The sequence below is a fragment of the Cellulomonas sp. P5_C6 genome, assembly GCF_054049635.1.
This window is the reverse complement of the sequence record NZ_JBFULZ010000003.1, coordinates 19085-35810: the sequence shown is the minus strand read 5'-3', so window position 1 is coordinate 35810 and position 16726 is coordinate 19085. Positions and strand designations below refer to the sequence as shown.

Sequence of the window (16726 nt, the reverse complement as noted above, 5' to 3'; positions counted from 1 at the left end):
GTGAACCCGATCTGCAAGGAGCCGTCGGCATGTCTCATCCCCTCGCTTCCCGCACCACCGGTCCCGTGCTCCTCCCGGACGACGAGGGGTTCGCCGACGAGGTCGCCGCCCACAACCGCGCCGTGGTGCACACGCCGGACGTGGCGGTGGGGGCCGCGTCCGCGCAGGACGTCGTCGCGACGGTCCGCTGGGCCGCCGAGCAGGGGGTCCCGGTCTCGGTGCTCGCCACCGGGCACGGGGCCGTCACCCCCGTGACGTCGGGCGTCCTGCTCACCACGCACCGGATCGACGGCGTCGCGGTCGACCCGGCGACGCAGGTCGCCACCATCGGCGCGGGCGCCCTCTGGAGCGACGTCGTGCCGGTCGCCGACGCCCACGGGCTCGCGCCGATCGCCGGGTCGTCGGCCGGCGTCGGCGTGGTCGGCTACCTGCTCGGCGGCGGTCTCGGGCCGTTCGCGCGCAGCCACGGGTTCAGCTCGGACCGCGTCGAGTCGTTCACCGTGGTCACCGGGACCGGTGAGCTCGTCGAGGCGTCGCTCGACCAGCACCCCGACCTGTTCTGGGCGCTCCGCGGCGGCAAGTCCGGGCTCGGCGTGGTGACCGAGGTCCGGGTCCGGCTCGTCGCGATGCCGTCGCTGTACGCCGGCTCCCTCTTCTTCGACGCCGAGCACATCGAGACCGCGCTGCGCGGCTGGCTGGCGTGGACGCAGACCGCCGACCCGGAGACCACGACGAGCGCGGCGATCATCGGCTTCCCGCCGTTCGAGGCGGTGCCCCCGTTCCTGCGGGGCCGGACCGTGCTGGTGCTGCGGTTCGCCCGGCCCGGGGACGCCTCTGTCGGCGAGTCGGTGGCGGCACCCCTGAGGGCGCTCGCGCCGACGCTGGCCGACACCGTGGCCGTGCTGCCGGTCGCCCGCGCGAGGGAGATCCACAACGACCCCACCGACCCCGGGCCCAGCTGGGTGCGGGGATTCATGCTCACCCACGCCGACGACGACCTGGCGACGGCGGTGCTCGGTCAGGTGGGGCCCGGGACGCACCACCCGTTCGTCGCCTCCGAGCTGCGGCACGTGGCGGGCCCCGCGAACGTCGACGTCCCCGGTGGCTCGGCCGTCGCGGGGCGGCAGGCCGCCTTCACCCTCGGCGTGGTCGCCGGTGACCCCACGCAGTTCGGGACGACCGTGCCCGTGGCGGCGCAGGCGCTCGCGGACGCGGTGCAGCCGTGGACGGCCGTGGAGCTCAACGCGAACTTCGGCGGCAGGGTCGAGGCGGTGTGGGACGCCGCGACGGCCGAGCGGCTGGCCGGGGTGAGGCAGGCGTACGACCCCGCGGGGCTGTTCGGCTGAGGTCCTCTGGGGAGGAAAGGTGAAGGCTGCACCGTTCGCCCACGCGAGGCGACCGGGTGATGACACGCTCTCGGAGCGTTGCTCGAGCAGAGGGCGGCGGCGGTGCCGCACGACGAGGGGACAGCATGACGTTCGCAGGTGAACGGGCAGTGGCGCGGCGACGGCTCGCGGGCGGCGGGGTGGCCGTGCTGCTGGTGGTCGCGGGGCTCACGGCCTGCTCGGCCGACCCGCCCGGACCGCAGGGGGCCGCGAAGGCCCTGGCGGCCGCGCTCGCCTCCGGCAACTTCGCCAAGGCGCCGCTCGCCGGCGGCCAGACCGACAGCACCGCCGCGACCGCCGAGCGCACTGCCGCGTACGAGGGCCTGGCGCCGTGGGAGCCCACCGTCACCGTCGTCTCGACGACGGTGGACGAGACGGACGAGGACGCCGCGACGGCGACGCTCGGCTTCACGTGGGACGTCGACGAGAGCGACGCCGACTGGACGTACCAGACGCACGCGCGGATGACCCGCGACGACAAGGACGTCTGGCACGTCACCTGGGCGCCGACCCTGCTGGCCCCCGACCTCACGGCGGGCGAGGTCCTGACGGTGCAGCGGACGCGCGCGGACCGGGCGAACGTCCTCGGCGCCGACGGCGCAGTGATCGTCGAGCCGCGCACCGTGCACCACCTCGGCATCGACAAGACCCGGGTCGCCGCGCCCGACCAGGACGCGGCAGCCCGGGCCCTCGCCCACGAGCTCGGGCAGGACCCCGACGCGTACGCGGCGAAGGTCGCCGCTGCCGGCGAGAAGGCGTTCGTCGAGGCCATCACCATCCGGGACGGCGATCCCGGCTACGACGTGCTCACACTCGCCGCGATGCCGGGGGTCAACGACGTCGTCGGCACGCTGCCGCTCGCGCCCAGCCGCCGGTTCGCGCGGCCGATCCTCGGGTCGGTCGGCGAGGCGACGGCCGAGATCGTCGAGAAGTCCGACGGCGCCGTGGCCGCCGGGGACCTGGCGGGCCTGTCCGGCCTGCAGCGCCAGTACGACGCCCAGCTGCGGGGGCTCCCTGGCCTGACCATCACGGCCGCGCAGGCCGACGGCTCCACGCCGCGCCAGCTGTACGACGTCCCCCCGACGCCGGGCACGCCGCTGACGACGACGCTCGACGTCCGCCTGCAGAACGCGGCCGAGGACGTGCTCGCCGGGGTCACCCCGGCCAGCGCGATCGTGGCGATCAGGCCGTCCACCGGCGACGTGCTCGCCGCGGCCAGCGGCGCCGGCGGCGAGGGGATGTCCACCGCGACGCTCGGGCAGTTCGCGCCGGGCTCCACGTTCAAGGTGATCAGCGCCCTGGCCCTGCTGCGGTCGGGGCTGACGCCGGACAGCGACACCACCTGCCCCGCGACCGTGTCCGTGGACGGCCGGACCTTCTCCAACTTCCCGGAGTACCCCACCGACAAGCTGGGCACCGTCCCGCTGCGGACCGCCTTCGCCAACTCGTGCAACACGGCCTTCATCTCGGCGCGCGACTCCGCGAACCAGGACGCGCTGATCGACGCCGCGGGCTCGCTGGGCCTGGACTCGCACGCGGCGCTGGGGTTCCCCGCGTTCCTCGGCGACGTCCCCGGCGACTCGGACGGCACGGACCACGCCGCGTCGATGATCGGCCAGGGCCGGGTGCTCGCCTCCCCGCTGGGCATGGCGACCGTCGCCGCGTCCGTCGCGCACGGGTCGACCGTGGTGCCGCGGCTCGTGGTCCCGGTCGAGGGGGCGGCGAGCCCGGAGCCGTCCGACTCCGGGACCGCCACGCCGACCGAGACCCCTCGGCCCACCGTCCCGCTGACGGCCGCCGAGGCCGCCACCCTGCAGGACCTCATGCGCTCCGTCGTGACCGAGGGCGGGGCCGCGTTCCTGCAGGACGTGCCCGGTGACCCCGTCGCCGCCAAGACCGGCACCGCCCAGTTCGGCGACGCCGGCAGCCTGCAGAACCACGTGTGGATGATCGCGATCCAGGGCGACCTGGCCGTGGCCGTCTTCGTCGACGTCGGCGAGTACGGCTCGACCACGGCCGGGCCGCTGCTCGAGCAGTTCCTTCGCTCGGCTCAGGGGTGACGCTGTGAGAGCGTCGGGCGCATGAGTGACGAGGACACCCGCACGCAGTACGCACGCATGGTCGCCGGCGACTGGTACGAGGCCGACGCCGAGATCCATGCGCTGACCAGCGCCGCGCAGGCCCGCGCGGAGCGGTTCGCGCAGGCGGTCAGGGACGGGGACGACGACGCCGTCGACCGGCTCCGCGAGCTGCTCGGCTCGCTGGGCGACGGCTCCTGGATCCGGCCGCCGCTGTTCGTGGACCTCGGCGTGCACCTGCACCTGGGCGCGCGGTCGTTCGTGAACTTCGGGCTGGTCGCGCTCGACGTCGCGTACATCCGCATCGGCGACGACACCAAGATCGGCCCGAACGTCCAGCTGCTCACCCCGATCCACCCGGTCGACCCGGAGCCCCGCCGCGCGAAGCTCGAGGCCGCCAAGCCCATCACCATCGGCAACAACGTGTGGCTCGGCGGCGGCGTCATCGTCTGCCCGGGCGTGACCATCGGCGACAACACCGTCGTCGGCGCGGGTGCCGTCGTCACCAAGGACCTGCCCGCGAATGTCGTCGCGGTGGGCAACCCCGCGCGCGTGATCAAGGAGATCTGATGACCGAGCGCGCCGTCGGCGTCATGCTCCCGCGGGACCTGCCCGCCGACCGGTTCAAGCCCTTCGCGCAGCGGGCCGAGGCGCTCGGGTTCGACGAGCTCTGGGTGGTCGAGGACTGCTTCTTCCGCGGTGGCGTCGCCCAGGCCGCCGCGGCGCTCGCGATGACCGAGCACATCGGGGTGGGCATCGGCATCCTGCCCGCCGCCGTGCGCAACGCGGCGTTCACCGCGATGGAGGCCGCGACGCTCGCGGACCTCTTCCCGGGCCGGGTCGACATCGGCATCGGGCACGGGATGCCCGGCTGGATGCGGCAGGTGGACGCCTGGCCGCAGAGCCCGCTGACCATGCTCGGCGAGCACCTCGACGCCGTCCGCGCGGTGCTGCGCGGGGGATCCGTCGACGCCGACGGGCGGTACGTGACGCTGCACGGGGTGGACCTGAACACGCCGCCGCACGCCGTGCCGCGGGTCCTGGCAGGCGTCCGCGGCCCCAAGTCGCTCGCGCTCGCGGGCCGGTCCGCGGACGGCACGATCCTCGCCGAGCCGGTGACCCCCGAGTACGTCGCGGAGGCGCTCCGGCACATCGCCCCCACGCGGGAGCACCGCATCGTGGCGTACTGCGTTGCGGCGGTCGACGACTCCGCCACCGCCGCCCGCGACGCCGTCCGGCCCGCTCTGGAGTGGATCGGCGAGCCCGACTGGGACGTGCACATCGCCCCGCTGCCGTTCGCCGACGAGTTCCGCGCCCTGCGCGCCGGGGCGGCCGACCGCCCGGCCTTCGCGGCCGCGATGCCCGACGAGTGGGTCGACCAGCTCGCGGTCGTCGGGACCGTGGCCGGGGCGAGGAAGCGGATCGGCGAGCTGCACGACGCGGGGGTCGCCACGACCGTGCTGATCCCCGTGGGCGCGGACCCGATGGCGGCGTTGGAGGACCTCGCGCGGGTGCTCTGATCACGGTCGCCTCGGGCCGCTGCGGGTAGCGTCCGTGCATGGCGCACCGCGGCGACATGGCGCAGGTCGAGCTCGTCGAGCCCGGCGACCACGCCCTGGCCTCGACCGCCGACGACGTCGATCGTGCCCGCTCCGCCGTCCGCGGCGCGGTCCGCGGGGGGCTGGGGTGGGTCCGGCGCCACCGCGTCCTCGCCGGGGCGGTGGTCGTCGCGCTCGTCGTCGCGATCGCGCTCCCTGTCGCCCGCTCGGTACAGGCCGGGCGCGAGCGTGCGACGGCTCTCGCGGCCCTCCCCACGGTGGTCGCGCCGATGCCGGGGCCGCCGGCCGTGGCGTGGGCGTCACGGTCGGCCCCGGGCGACTACATGCTGGGGATCCCCGGCCGGGCGTGGGTCCGCGACGACGTCCTCGTCCTGTGGGACCAGTCGGCCAACCTGCGCCAGTCGCTGCGGGCGGTCGACGGCGACACCGGGGACCAGCTCTGGAGGGCGTCGCTGACCACGGCCCCGGACCTGGGGGACCCGCCGTACCTCTCCGTCGACGACCCGACGAGCTGCTCGGCGCCGGGGGACAGCGTGGTCGTGTGCCTGGTGCCGGAGTCGTGGACGCTCGGCTCCGGCCAGGACGACGCGGGGGGCGCCTCGATGGTGGAGCCGACGGCCCTGCGCCTGCGAACCTTCGACGTCGCGACAGGCGCGGTCGTCCGGGACGAGCAGGTCGCCGACCACACCTCGGTCGTGGCGCTCGGCGGCGACGTCGTGATCGCCTCGACGACGTCCGCGGATGCCGACACGTCGCGCGTCTCGCGCCTCGACCCGGCCACCGGGGCGGAACGCTGGAGCGCCACCGTCCCGCGCGGACCCGGCTCGACCGGGTCGGCCTTCGCGGGCGTCCGGCTGCTCGGGGACCGGGTCGCCGTCGGCTGGCTCGGTGCGACTCACCTGTTCACAGCCGACGGGACGGCATCGGGCGACTACGACACCGACGAGGTGTGGCGGCAGCGCGGGCACAACCTGACGCCGGGTGCCGACGGCTCCGCGGTCCTGCTCGACCTCGACACCGGTCGGCGCCTGCGGACCGGCGAGTCCTACCTCGCGTGGATCGCCACCGACGACGGCTCGGAGCCCGACCTGCTGCTGCTCCAGACCGACGACGGCCTGCGCGCCCTCGACGCCACGACGAGCACGACCGCGTGGACCATCCCCATGCGGACGACGAGTGCGACGACGACGACCGTCCTCGCCGACGGCAGGATCGCCGTGCTCATCGACGGCACGCTGCAGGTGCACGACCTGCGGAGCGGGGTCGAGGCCTGGCACGTCCGGGCGGCCGGCCAGGGGAGCCGGAACCTGGTCACCGACGGCCGCCATGCGATCGTCCTCGGCGGCGACCCGCAACGCACGACCCTCGCGGCCTACGACCTGCGCGACGGCCGGCGCGCCTGGACCACGGAGGCGCCGTCCGGGCTCGAGACGATCGCCGTGGTCGACCACCGGCTGTTCGGGGTGAGCTCCGCCGGGATCGTGGCGTTCACGCCCGGTGGCTGACTGCCGACATCCCGGACCGCGCCGTGGTGGGATGGCGGGATGAAGCAGCCCGACTACGCACCCGGTCAGCCCGGTTGGATCCGCGATCTCGGCCCCACGGGCCTCCAGGTCTCGGCGGTCTGTCTCGGCGGTGGCCCGCTCGGCAGCATGCCCGCTCTGTTCGGCCGCGACGTCTCCGCCGACGAAGGAGTCGCGACGGTGCTGGCGGCCCTCGACAGCCCGATCCGGTTCATCGACACCTCGAACGCGTACAGCGACGGCGAGAGCGAGCGACGCATCGGCGCGGCGCTGGTGGAGGCCGGCGGCGTGCCCGAGGGCGTCGTCATCGCCACCAAGGTCGACCCGGCCGGCCGCGACTACTCCGCCGACCGCGTGCGCGCGTCCGTCGCGGAGAGCCGCGAGCGCCTGGGCCTGGACCACCTGCCCCTGGTCCACCTGCACGACCCGGAGTCGTTCGACTTCGCGGAGATGTCCGCGCCGGGCGGACCGGTCGAGGCGCTGGTGCAGCTGAAGGAGGCCGGCGAGGTCGGCGCGATCGGCCTGGCGGGCGGGCGGGTCCAGGAGATCGCCAAGTACCTGGACCTGGGCGTCTTCGACGTCCTGCTGGTGCACAACCGCTGGACCCTGGTGGACCGCAGCGCCGGCCCGCTGCTCGACGAGGCGGTCCGGCAGGGGATGGGCATCCTCAACGCGGCGATCTACGGCGGCGGGATCCTGGCGTTCCAGGCCGGGGGGCCGACGACGTACGGCTACCGTCCTGCGCCGCCCGAGACGCTGGCCGCCGTCGAGGCGATGCGGCGGGTGTGCTCCGACTTCCACACCGATCTCGGCACCGCGGCGCTGCAGTTCTCGATGCGGGACCCCCGGATCGCGTCGACGATCGTCGGGATGAGCCGCCCCGGACGCGTCGCCCGCACGCTCGACCTGGCCTCGGAGCCTCTGCCCGACGCGATCTGGCCGGCGCTCGAGGCGCTGCTCCCGCCGGAGCACGCCTGGGTCGACGCGGGATAGCGTCGGGGCCATGAGTCGCGTCGTGGTCACCGGTGGGTCAGGCAAGCTCGGGCGTGCGGTCGTGGAGCACCTGGCGGAGCACGGGTACGACGTGGTCAACGTCGACTCCGCCCTCCCGCCGGCCGGTCAGAGGGCGCTGTTCACGCGCGTGGACCTCACGGACCTGGGGCAGGTGACCGAGGCGCTGACCGGCATCGACGACCGTTACGACGGCGTCGACGCGGTGGTGCACCTCGCCGCGATCCCCGCGCCGGGCCTGCTCCCCAGCGGCGCGACCTTCGCCAACAACGTCGTCGCCACCCACCACGTGTTCAGCGCCGCGCGCCGGGCCGGGATCAAGAACGTGGTCTGGGCCTCCAGCGAGACGGTCCTCGGGCTGCCGTTCGAGACGCCGCCGCCGTACGTCCCTGTCGACGAGGAGTACCCGGTCCGCCCCGAGAGCACGTACTCGCTGGGCAAGGCCGTCGAGGAGGAGATGGCGCGGCACTTCACGCGCTGGGACCCCGAGCTCAAGCTGATCGGGCTGCGGTTCTCCAACGTCATGGAGGTCGCCGACTACGCCGCGTTCCCGGGCTTCGCCGACGACCCCCGCAGCCGCATCTGGAACCTCTGGGGCTACATCGACGCCCGCGACGGCGCCCTGGCGGTCCGGCTCGCGCTCGAGAGCGACCTCACCGGGTTCGAGGCGTTCATCGTGGCGTCGCCGGACATCGTGCTGGAGCGCCCGTCGGCCGAGCTGGTCGCCGAGTACTTCCCCGACGTGCCGGTCACCCGAAAGATCGAGGGCCGCGAGACGTTGCTGTCCATCGACAAGGCCCGCCGCCTGCTCGGTTACGACCCGCAGCACACCTGGCGCGACGAGGTCTGACGGACCCCGCTCCAGTACCGGCGGTATCAGAGAGCTCTCGCGGCGCCCCTTCGGGGCACACCTCGAGCCACGGGAGCCACCGATGAGCACCGCCGCACGCTTCGCCTTCCTGGTCCACCCGCGTGCCCGGCTCGGCGAGGACCTGGCCCGCATCTGGCGCCCGCTCGGCCACGTGCCGGAGGGGCTGCTCGACACGGCCGTCCGCTCGCTCCCGCTGCCGCCGCACACGCTGGCCCGCGTGACGCTGGACCAGGCGCCGGTCGGGCACGTGGTGGTCGTGCCGTTCGGCGCGAGGCACCTGCTGGACAACCCGCACGAGGGACGGGCGCGCGTGGGTCGGGCGATCGACCACGCCGCCCGCCTCGGCGCGGAGGTGGTCGGGCTCGGCGCGCTCACGGCGACGGTCACGGCGGGCGGCGCGACGCTGCGGGGCCGGACCGACATCGGCGTCACCAACGGCAACGCGTACACGGCGGCGATCGTCGAGGACCAGCTGCTCGACCTGCTCGCCGGCGCCACGGACCGTCGCGTCGCGGTCGTCGGGGCGACGGGGTCGGTCGGCACCACCCTCGTCCGGCTGCTGGCCCGGGGCGGGTCGGTGGACTCCCTGCTGCTGGTGGCACGCGGCACGGTCAAGCTCGAGAACCTGGCGGCGGAGGTGGGGGCGCGGGTGCCGACGACGACGTCGACCGACCTGCGCGACGTCCGCGCCTGCGACGCGGTGGTGCTGCTCACGGCGTCGGCGGACGCGCTGCTCGGCGCCGAGCACCTCGCGCCCGGCGCCCTCGTGCTCGACGCGACCCAGCCCCGCAACACCTCGCCGGACCTCGCCGCCGCCCGGCCCGACGTCACGGTGGTGGACGGCGGGGTCGTCGCGATCCCCGGCATGGAGCTCAAGGGCGGCAACATCGGCCTGCCGCGCGGCCAGGCGTACGCGTGCTTCGCGGAGACGTTCCTGCTCGGGCTGGCCGGCCACCGCGGGCACTTCTCCACCGGGGTCCCGACCCTCGACCACGTGTCCCACGTCCGCGGCCTCGCGCGGCGGTTCGCGCACCACGGGTTCGCGGCCGCCACCCCGACCAGCTTCGGTCGGCCGCTGCTCGTCGAGGCGGGTGCGCGGTGAAGCGCGTCGTCTTGCTCGGCGGCGGGTACGTGACGCTGCACGCCTACGCCGCCCTGGTGCGGCGGCTGCGCGGCGAGCTGCGGCGCGGCGACGTGGAGATCGTCGTGCTCAGCGCGGACACGGTGCACAACTTCCACGGGTTCACCGGCGAGGTCGTCTCCGGCCTGCTGCCGATCGAGCTCACGCAGACGCCGCTGACCGAGGCCATGCCAGCCGCTCGCGTCCTGCACGCCCGGGTCACGCGGGTCGACCTGGTCGCGCGGCGCGTGCTGTTCGAGTCGGGCGACGCCGAGCAGAGCCTGGGCTACGACGTGCTCGTCGTCGGCACCGGCGGCCGCGAACCCCTCGACGGCCTGCACGGGGAGGCGCTCACGCTGCGCCGGCCCGGGGACCTGGCCGACCTGCTGCAGCACGTGCGCGTCCTGGACGGGCCGGTGGTCGTGGTCGGCGGCGGGCTCGCGGGGGTCGAGCTCGCCGCCGCCCTGACGGCCCGCGCCGCGGACGTGGTCCTGGTGCAGTCGGCCGACCGCCTGGTCCCCGCGCTGCACGACGAGCAGCCGCGGCTCGCCGCCCGCTGCGCCGCGGAGCTCGCGCGGCTCGGGGTCGACGTGCGGACCGGCGTGCGGGTGGTGGCCGCCGACGACGAGTCGGTGACCCTGTCGGACGGGTCGATCGTCGGCACGCGCGTGGTCCTGGCGACCACCGGCCAGCGACCGGTCGCTCTGCCCGGCCTGGAGTCGCTCCCGCGCGACGACCGCGGCCGCCTGGTGACGACCCGGGAGCTGCTCGTCGCGCCCGATGTGTGGGCCGCGGGCGACGCCGCATCGGTCGCGCACCCGCGCAGCGGCCTGCCCGTCACGGCCAACGCGCTGTGGGCGATCAAGGCCGGCGACCACGTCGGTCGCAACGTGGCCCGCGCGCTGACGGGCCGGCCCGGTCGGCGCTTCCGCTACCTCGGGCTGGGCCAGGCGGCGTCGTTCGGGGTCGGCCGGGGCGTCGCCGACCTGTACGGGATCCCGCTGACCGGCTGGGTCGCGTGGCTCATGCGGGTGGGGTTCTTCCTGCGGTTCATGCCGTCCCGGGCCCGCGCGGTGCGGGTCCCCGGGGAGCTGGTCCGCCGGTCCCGCATCGCCCCGGCGCTGCCGGCGGTCGCTGCGCGCCGCTGATCCGTGCGGAAGGTCCCACCGGAGCCCTCGATCGTGCGAGTGTGGTCGCCACGGCGATCTCGCGACGAGGCGGAGGTGGCATGGCGGAGGCGGACGGGCCGACCTTCCTGGCGAACGACGAGCCGGTCGACCTCGACAACTGCGCGCGCGAGCCCATCCACGTCCCGGGCAGCATCCAGCCCCGGGGCGTGCTGCTCGCCGTGACGGAGCCGGACCTCGTCGTGCGGCACGCGTCGGAGAACGTCGGGGCCGTGCTGGGTCGCCCGGTCGAGGACGTGCTCGGCGGAACCCTGGCGGACGTGCTGGGGCCGCAGGGGGCCGACGTCATCGAGCTGCACGTCCGCACCTGGGGCAACCTGCGGGCGCGCAACCCGATCCTGGTCACGGGCGCCACGCCGCAGGGCGACCTCGAGCTCGACGCGGTGCTGCACCGCATCGCGGTCGACGACGACACCCTGCTGATCGTGGAGCTGGAGCTGGCGTCGGGCCCCCGGCCGTTCTCGTTCCCGAACACGTACCAGGCGGTGCGCGGCGCGGTCGAGCAGCTCAACCACACCCACGAGCTCGCTCAGCTGTACGACATCACCGCGCGCGAGGTGCGGGCGCTCACCGGCTTCGACCGCGTGATGATCTACCGCTTCGACCCCGAGTACAACGGCGAGGTCGTCGCGGAGGCCATGCGGCCCGACCTCAACCCGTTCCTCGGCCTGCACTATCCCGCGACCGACATCCCGCCGCAGGCCAGGGCCCTGTACGAGAAGAACTGGATCCGGCTCATCTCGGACGTCGGCTACGCGCCCGCACGGATCGTGCCGGGTCTCGACGAGCGCTCGGGCGAGCCGCTGGACCTCACGCACTCGATCCTGCGCAGCGTGTCCCCCATCCACCTCGAGTACCTGCGCAACATGCGCGTCGCCGCCTCGATGTCGATCTCGCTGCTGCGCAACGGTCGGCTGTGGGGGCTCATCGCGTGCCACCACTACTCCGGCCCCCACGAGCCCCCCTACGGCGTGCGCGCCGCGGCGGAGTTCCTCGGGTCGACGCTCTCGCTGCGGCTGGTCGCGCGCGTCGAGGAGGACGAGCTCGAGGACCGGATCCGCGCCGGACGCACCCAGGCGCGCATCCTGCTCGCCGCCCGCGACGAGGACCGCTCCCTCGCGACGACGCTGGTCACGGGCGGGTCGCTGCTCGATCTGGTGCCCGCGCAGGGCGCGGTCGTCTCGGCCGACGGGGTCGTCGACTCGGTCGGGCGCGTGCGTGCCGACCCGACGGCGCTGCTGGCGTGGGTGGCCGAGCAGCAGGCCGAGGTGGTGGTCCGGGGCGCGCTGGCGTCCGAGGAGCCGGAGCTCGCGGCGGCGCTGCCCGACGTGGCCGGGCTCCTGGCGCTGCGGCTGCCGGACGGTCAGGCGCTGGTCTGGCTGCGGCACGAGGCGGTGCACAACGTCGACTGGGGCGGCGATCCCCACAACAAGGCGATCGCGCAGCGCGAGGGCGACGACGTGCGCCTGAGCCCCCGCAAGTCGTTCGACCTGTGGCGGGAGACCGTGCGCGGCCAGTGCGAGCCGTGGTCGGACCGGGAGGTGCGCTCGGCGGAGGAGCTGCGGGGGCACCTGCTCGAGGTGCTGCTGGAGCGCAGCCGGCTGCAGGTGCGGGCGGCCGAGATGGTGCAGCGCAGCCTGCTGCCCGCGTCGCTCCCGGCACCGGACGGGTGGTCGGTCGAGGCGCGCTACGAGCCGGCTGCCGGTGGACGGGTGGGCGGCGACTGGTACGACGCGCTCGTGCTCCCCGACGGCCGGCTGGCGGTGGTGGTCGGCGACGTGGCCGGTCACGGGCTGTCCGCGGCCGCCGCGATGGGCCAGATCCGCAACGCGCTGCGGGCGTACCTGCTGCGCGGCGACTCGACGGCCGTGACGCTGGCGGCCCTCGACCACGTGGTGCGCTGGACCATGCCGTACGAGATGGCGACGGTCGTGGTGGCGCTGGTCGACGTGGGCACGGGCGAGGTGACCCTGTCGGTCGCCGGCCACCCGCGTCCTCTGCACCTGCAGGTCGACGGGTCGGCGGTGCTCCTGGAGGTCGCGATCGACCGTCCGCTGGGCGTCGGCTCCGGCGAGGTGCCGACGAGCACGCTGTGGCTCGAGCCGGGCGCGGGGCTGATGCTCTACAGCGACGGCGTCGTCGATTCCCGCCAGACCTCGCTGCGGGACGGCCTGCGCCGGTTGCGCCGGCTGGTGGACCGCACGGACGACCCGGACCGGGAGATCGACCTCGACCAGGTGCTGCGCGAGTGCCGCGACCCGGCCTCGATCGACGACGTCACGGTGCTGCTGCTGCGCCGTTCCCGGGATGGGTCAAGTACGGTCCAGAGGTGAGCCTCCGACGCACCCTCGCCCGCGCCTACTGGCGGCTCAGCCGCTGGGATCTGCGCACGGAACGGGTGCCCACGGACGGGGCAGGCCTGCTGATCGGCGCCCCGCACACGTCGAACTGGGACTTCATCCTCATGCTCGCCATCTCGGGCGAGGCCGACCTGAAGGTCCGCTGGCTCGGCAAGCACCAGCTGTTCAAGGGCCCCGCCGGCCCGCTCATGCGCGGCCTCGGCGGCATCCCCGTCGACCGCCGCGACCCGGCCGGCCTGGTCGACGAGCTGGTCGCCCGCATCCAGGGCGGCGACCGCTTCTACCTCGTCGTGACCCCGGAGGGCACCCGCAGCGGCTCCGGCTGGAAGTCGGGCTTCTACCGGATCGCGCGCGCGACCGGCCTGCCCGTGACACTGGGCTACGTCGACCGGACGACGATGACCACGGGCCTCGGGCCGACCCTGCACCTGACCGGCGACGTCGCGGCCGACATGGACGTCGTCCGAGCGTTCTACGCCGACAAGGCCGGGTTCGCGCCCTACCGCCGCACCGAGCCGCGGCTGCGCGAGGAGACGCCGGAGGCCGAGCGCCCGGCCGCCTGACGGGCGGGTGTCGGAGGTCGTCGGTACGGTCGTGCGGGTTGGCCCGACCGCCCAGGAGGCGCACCCGATGGACGACTTCGACTGGTCGATCCTCAGCGATCCCACGCCTCGCGCGGTCGTGCGCGGGCAGCTCGAGTTCTCCTGGTGGGAGCTCGGGCAGCGGCTCGAGACCGTGACCCAGGACGAGTTCCAGTGGGAGCCGGCGCCGGGGGCACTGAGCGTGCGACGCCGTGGCGAGTCGACCGCGGCGCGGACGTTCGGGGTCGGGGACTGGGTGGTCGAGTGGCCCGCGCCGGGCGTCGAGCACCCAGGGCCGCGGACGGTCGCGTGGCTCGTGGCGCACCTGACCGAGGTGCTCACGGAACGGTACGACTGGACGTTCGGCGCCCACGCGGCGCGTCGGCCCACGCTCGTGTACTCCGGCGAGGTCGGGCCGGCGGTCGCGGAGCTGACGCGCACGGCCGACCTCTGGCGGGCCCGGATCGCGACCATGTCCGACGACGACATCTTCACGGTCGGCCTCAGTCAGGCCACCGAGATCGACCGGCAGGCGCCGTTCGCCCACCTGGTGGCGCACGTCAACCGGGAGCTCATCCACCACGGGTCGGAGATCTTCACGCTCACCGACCTGTACCGCGTCCGAGGAGGTACGCATGTCTGAGAACCTCGTGGCCCGCGCCACGGTCGAGATCCCCGCTCCCGCCGGGGAGGTCTGGTCCGTGCTCGTGGACCCGACCGCCACCTGGATGGTCGGCGCGCGTGTGACCAGCACGTATGTCGTCGGCGACCCCATCACGTTCGACGGCGAGTGGGACGGCAAGCCGTTCCAGGACCACGGCGAGATCGTCGAGATCGACCCCCCACGGCTGCTGCGGTACACCCACTACTCGCCGCTCGGCGGGCAGCCCGACGTGCCCGAGAACTACCACCACCTGACGTTCACGCTGGACGAGGCCGACGGCTCGACCACGGTCGCGCTCGAGCAGGACGGCAACGGCTCGCAGGACGAGGTGGAGCACGCGACCGGGCTCTGGGAGCAGGTGCTGGGCGCGCTGCGCGACGCGGTCGCTCCGGATGCGAAGCCGGCGGACGCGTCCTAACGTCGAGGTGTTGCCAACCCGAGAGGAGTGATTCTGATGGGTCTCGACGACAAGATCAGCAACGCTGCGGAAGAAACCAAGGGCAAGGTCAAGGAAGCGGCCGGCAAGGTTTCCGACGACGAGCGTCTCGAAGCAGAAGGCAAGGCGGATCAGGCCAGCGCGAACATCAAGCAGGCCGGCGAGAACGTGAAGGACGCGTTCAAGTGATCTAGCTCCCGCCCGATCCGACGAAGGCCCCCACCATGACGGTGGGGGCCTTCGTCGTCCACGGGGCATGTTCCTCAACATCTCTTTCGCAATGACTCTTGCGCAACGACCATTGCGCGCCGTAGGGTCGAGCCATGACGCAGGACGAGAGCAGCGCAGACACCCGGACCAGCCGGAGCGACCCCGAGCGCATCCGCGCGCTGGCCCACCCGCTGCGGCTCGCGCTCCTCGAGTACCTGGACGACGTCGGCGAGGCTACGGCCACCCAGTGCGCCAGGCACACCGGCGAGTCGGTGGCCAACTGCTCGTTCCACCTGCGGCTCCTCGCCCGGTACGGGTTCATCGAGCCTGCGCCGCAGCGGGGGCGCGAGCGCCCGTGGCGGCCGAGCGCCGTCCGCGCCCAGTTCGTGCCCGACGAGTCCGTCCCCGGCTCGGTCCGCGCCGTCGTCGAGCTGGCGGAGGTGACCGTCCAGCAGGAGGCGGAGAGCTTCGTCAGCTTCCTGCGCGAGCGGGCCGACCGTGCCGACGAGCTGGCGGGGACCCCCTTGCCGGCCTCGATGACCAAGGACACGTTCTGGGCCACGCCGGAGGAGTCGGAGCAGCTGCTCGACGCCATCGGAGCCCTGCTCAAGCCGTACGTGGACCGCTCCCGCGCCGTCGCGGCGCGGCCCGCCGGAGCCCGCCTCATGCGGTGGTTCGCCACGAGCCACCCGGACCTGCGTGTCGAACCCACGCCACCGGCTTCGTCAACCAGGTAGACGCACCTGATCCGGTCGCCCCGAGCGATCGCACCCGCACCGCAGCCCATCGCATCCGAGGAGGCGTGACATGGTCGCGCTGACGTACGACGTGCGCATCGTGCGCATCCCTGTCCCCCGGCTGGCGCTCCGCACCAGGACGCCCCGCCGGACCGACCGCCCCGTGGTCGTCGTCGAGCACTGGCAGCGCCTGGAGCACGAGACCGACGAGCGTCGTCGCGAGGCCCACCGAGCGGCCGCGCTCGCGCTGCACTCCTGACCCCTCCCTCCTGACCCCACCTCCCGGCACTGAACGCCGTGCGCCGCACATCCGGCGGACGTAGCCTCAGGCGCAGGAGGCGGGTCGGATGGAGCGCTCGGCCGTGGTCCCCGTGCTGGTGGACCGACCGGCGGTGCCGTACGTGGGCATCAGCCGGACCGTCACCCCGGGCACGTTCTCGCAGGTGGCGGGTCGGTTCGCCGACCTGTTCGCCTGGCTTGCGGACCACAGCCTGACGCCCGCGGGGCCGCCGTTCTTCCGGTACGACGTCATCGACATGGACCGCGGCATGGTCGTCGAGGCCGGGGTGCCGCTGGCGGAGTCCGTCCACTGGGCCGACGGCGACGTCGTGCCGGGCGTCCTCCCGGCCGGCCGGTACGTGCTCACCAGCCACGTCGGGCCGCCCGAGGAGCTGGTCCAGGTCACCGCCTCGGTGCTCGCCTGGGCCGAGGCCGAAGGGCTCGAGCTCGACCGATGGAGCACCCCGGAGGGCGACGCCTGGGGCTGCCGGCTCGAGCTGCAGCTGTCGGACCCGCGGGTCGAGCCCGACATGACCGGCTGGGAGACGCAGCTGCTGTTCAGGCTCGCCGACACCGGTCCGGCCCGAGAGCCATCCGGGGACACGTCCGCACCGAACCCTCGGTGACCCACTCGCACGACGGACGACGGATCCGATGTCCCAGCCTCAGCTCTTCGCTCCATCGCGGCAGCTCGCACCTGCCGAGCGGCGGGCCGCTGCGTGCTG

At 74.2% G+C, this 16726-nt stretch carries 17 protein-coding genes; all 17 read left to right on the top strand.

From position 1 onward, the window contains the following. The first annotated feature begins 29 nt into the window (after positions 1–29). Positions 30–1346, top strand: a complete 1317-nt coding sequence (locus ACXJKG_RS00870) for an FAD-binding oxidoreductase (protein WP_456843868.1) — start codon at positions 30–32, stop codon at positions 1344–1346. Between the two features lie 125 nt (positions 1347–1471). Next, the gene (locus ACXJKG_RS00865; RefSeq protein WP_456843867.1) at positions 1472–3445 is read left to right on the top strand and encodes a penicillin-binding transpeptidase domain-containing protein; all 1974 of its coding nucleotides are present in this window, start codon (positions 1472–1474) and stop codon (positions 3443–3445) included. A 21-nt stretch (positions 3446–3466) separates the two neighbouring features. Continuing rightward, positions 3467–4033, top strand: a complete 567-nt coding sequence (locus tag ACXJKG_RS00860; protein ID WP_456843866.1) for a sugar O-acetyltransferase — start codon at positions 3467–3469, stop codon at positions 4031–4033. Then, complete coding sequence (locus ACXJKG_RS00855; protein WP_456843865.1) at positions 4033–4983, top strand: LLM class flavin-dependent oxidoreductase; 951 nt, start codon at positions 4033–4035, stop codon at positions 4981–4983. The genes ACXJKG_RS00860 and ACXJKG_RS00855 overlap by 1 nt, the downstream gene beginning before the upstream one ends. A 38-nt stretch (positions 4984–5021) precedes the next feature. After that, the gene (locus ACXJKG_RS00850; RefSeq protein WP_456843864.1) at positions 5022–6527 is read left to right on the top strand and encodes an outer membrane protein assembly factor BamB family protein; all 1506 of its coding nucleotides are present in this window, start codon (positions 5022–5024) and stop codon (positions 6525–6527) included. A gap of 39 nt (positions 6528–6566) precedes the next feature. Further along, positions 6567–7538, top strand: coding sequence for an aldo/keto reductase (locus ACXJKG_RS00845; RefSeq protein WP_456843863.1), 972 nt, complete (start codon positions 6567–6569; stop codon positions 7536–7538). 10 nt (positions 7539–7548) lie between these two features. Continuing rightward, a complete protein-coding gene (locus tag ACXJKG_RS00840; protein WP_456843862.1) occupies positions 7549–8406 on the top strand; it encodes an NAD-dependent epimerase/dehydratase family protein in 858 nt (285 codons plus the stop codon). 82 nt (positions 8407–8488) lie between these two features. Continuing rightward, a complete protein-coding gene (locus ACXJKG_RS00835; protein ID WP_456843861.1) occupies positions 8489–9529 on the top strand; it encodes a semialdehyde dehydrogenase in 1041 nt (346 codons plus the stop codon). Continuing rightward, positions 9526–10695 (top strand): NAD(P)/FAD-dependent oxidoreductase, encoded by a 1170-nt coding sequence (locus tag ACXJKG_RS00830; RefSeq protein WP_456843860.1) that lies wholly within the window; start codon positions 9526–9528, stop codon positions 10693–10695. The genes ACXJKG_RS00835 and ACXJKG_RS00830 overlap by 4 nt, the downstream gene beginning before the upstream one ends. 80 nt (positions 10696–10775) lie before the next feature. Then, positions 10776–13067: a SpoIIE family protein phosphatase gene (locus tag ACXJKG_RS00825; RefSeq protein WP_456843859.1), complete on the top strand. Its 2292-nt coding sequence runs from the start codon at positions 10776–10778 to the stop codon at positions 13065–13067. Further along, entirely contained in the window at positions 13064–13657 is a 594-nt protein-coding gene (locus tag ACXJKG_RS00820) for a 1-acyl-sn-glycerol-3-phosphate acyltransferase (protein WP_456843858.1), read from the top strand. Before ACXJKG_RS00825 ends, ACXJKG_RS00820 begins: the two co-directional genes overlap by 4 nt. A gap of 67 nt (positions 13658–13724) precedes the next feature. After that, positions 13725–14318: a DinB family protein gene (locus ACXJKG_RS00815; RefSeq protein ID WP_456843857.1), complete on the top strand. Its 594-nt coding sequence runs from the start codon at positions 13725–13727 to the stop codon at positions 14316–14318. Beyond that, positions 14311–14757, top strand: coding sequence for an SRPBCC family protein (locus ACXJKG_RS00810; RefSeq protein ID WP_456843856.1), 447 nt, complete (start codon positions 14311–14313; stop codon positions 14755–14757). The genes ACXJKG_RS00815 and ACXJKG_RS00810 overlap by 8 nt, the downstream gene beginning before the upstream one ends. Before the next feature lie 36 nt (positions 14758–14793). Continuing rightward, a complete protein-coding gene (locus ACXJKG_RS00805; RefSeq protein ID WP_456843855.1) occupies positions 14794–14964 on the top strand; it encodes a CsbD family protein in 171 nt (56 codons plus the stop codon). A gap of 134 nt (positions 14965–15098) precedes the next feature. Beyond that, a complete protein-coding gene (locus ACXJKG_RS00800) occupies positions 15099–15722 on the top strand; it encodes an ArsR/SmtB family transcription factor (RefSeq protein ID WP_456843854.1) in 624 nt (207 codons plus the stop codon). 70 nt (positions 15723–15792) lie between these two features. Beyond that, positions 15793–15981, top strand: coding sequence for a hypothetical protein (locus tag ACXJKG_RS00795; protein WP_456843853.1), 189 nt, complete (start codon positions 15793–15795; stop codon positions 15979–15981). Between the two features lie 88 nt (positions 15982–16069). Then, positions 16070–16627, top strand: a complete 558-nt coding sequence (locus ACXJKG_RS00790; RefSeq protein WP_456843852.1) for a GyrI-like domain-containing protein — start codon at positions 16070–16072, stop codon at positions 16625–16627. Positions 16628–16726 lie beyond the last annotated feature (99 nt).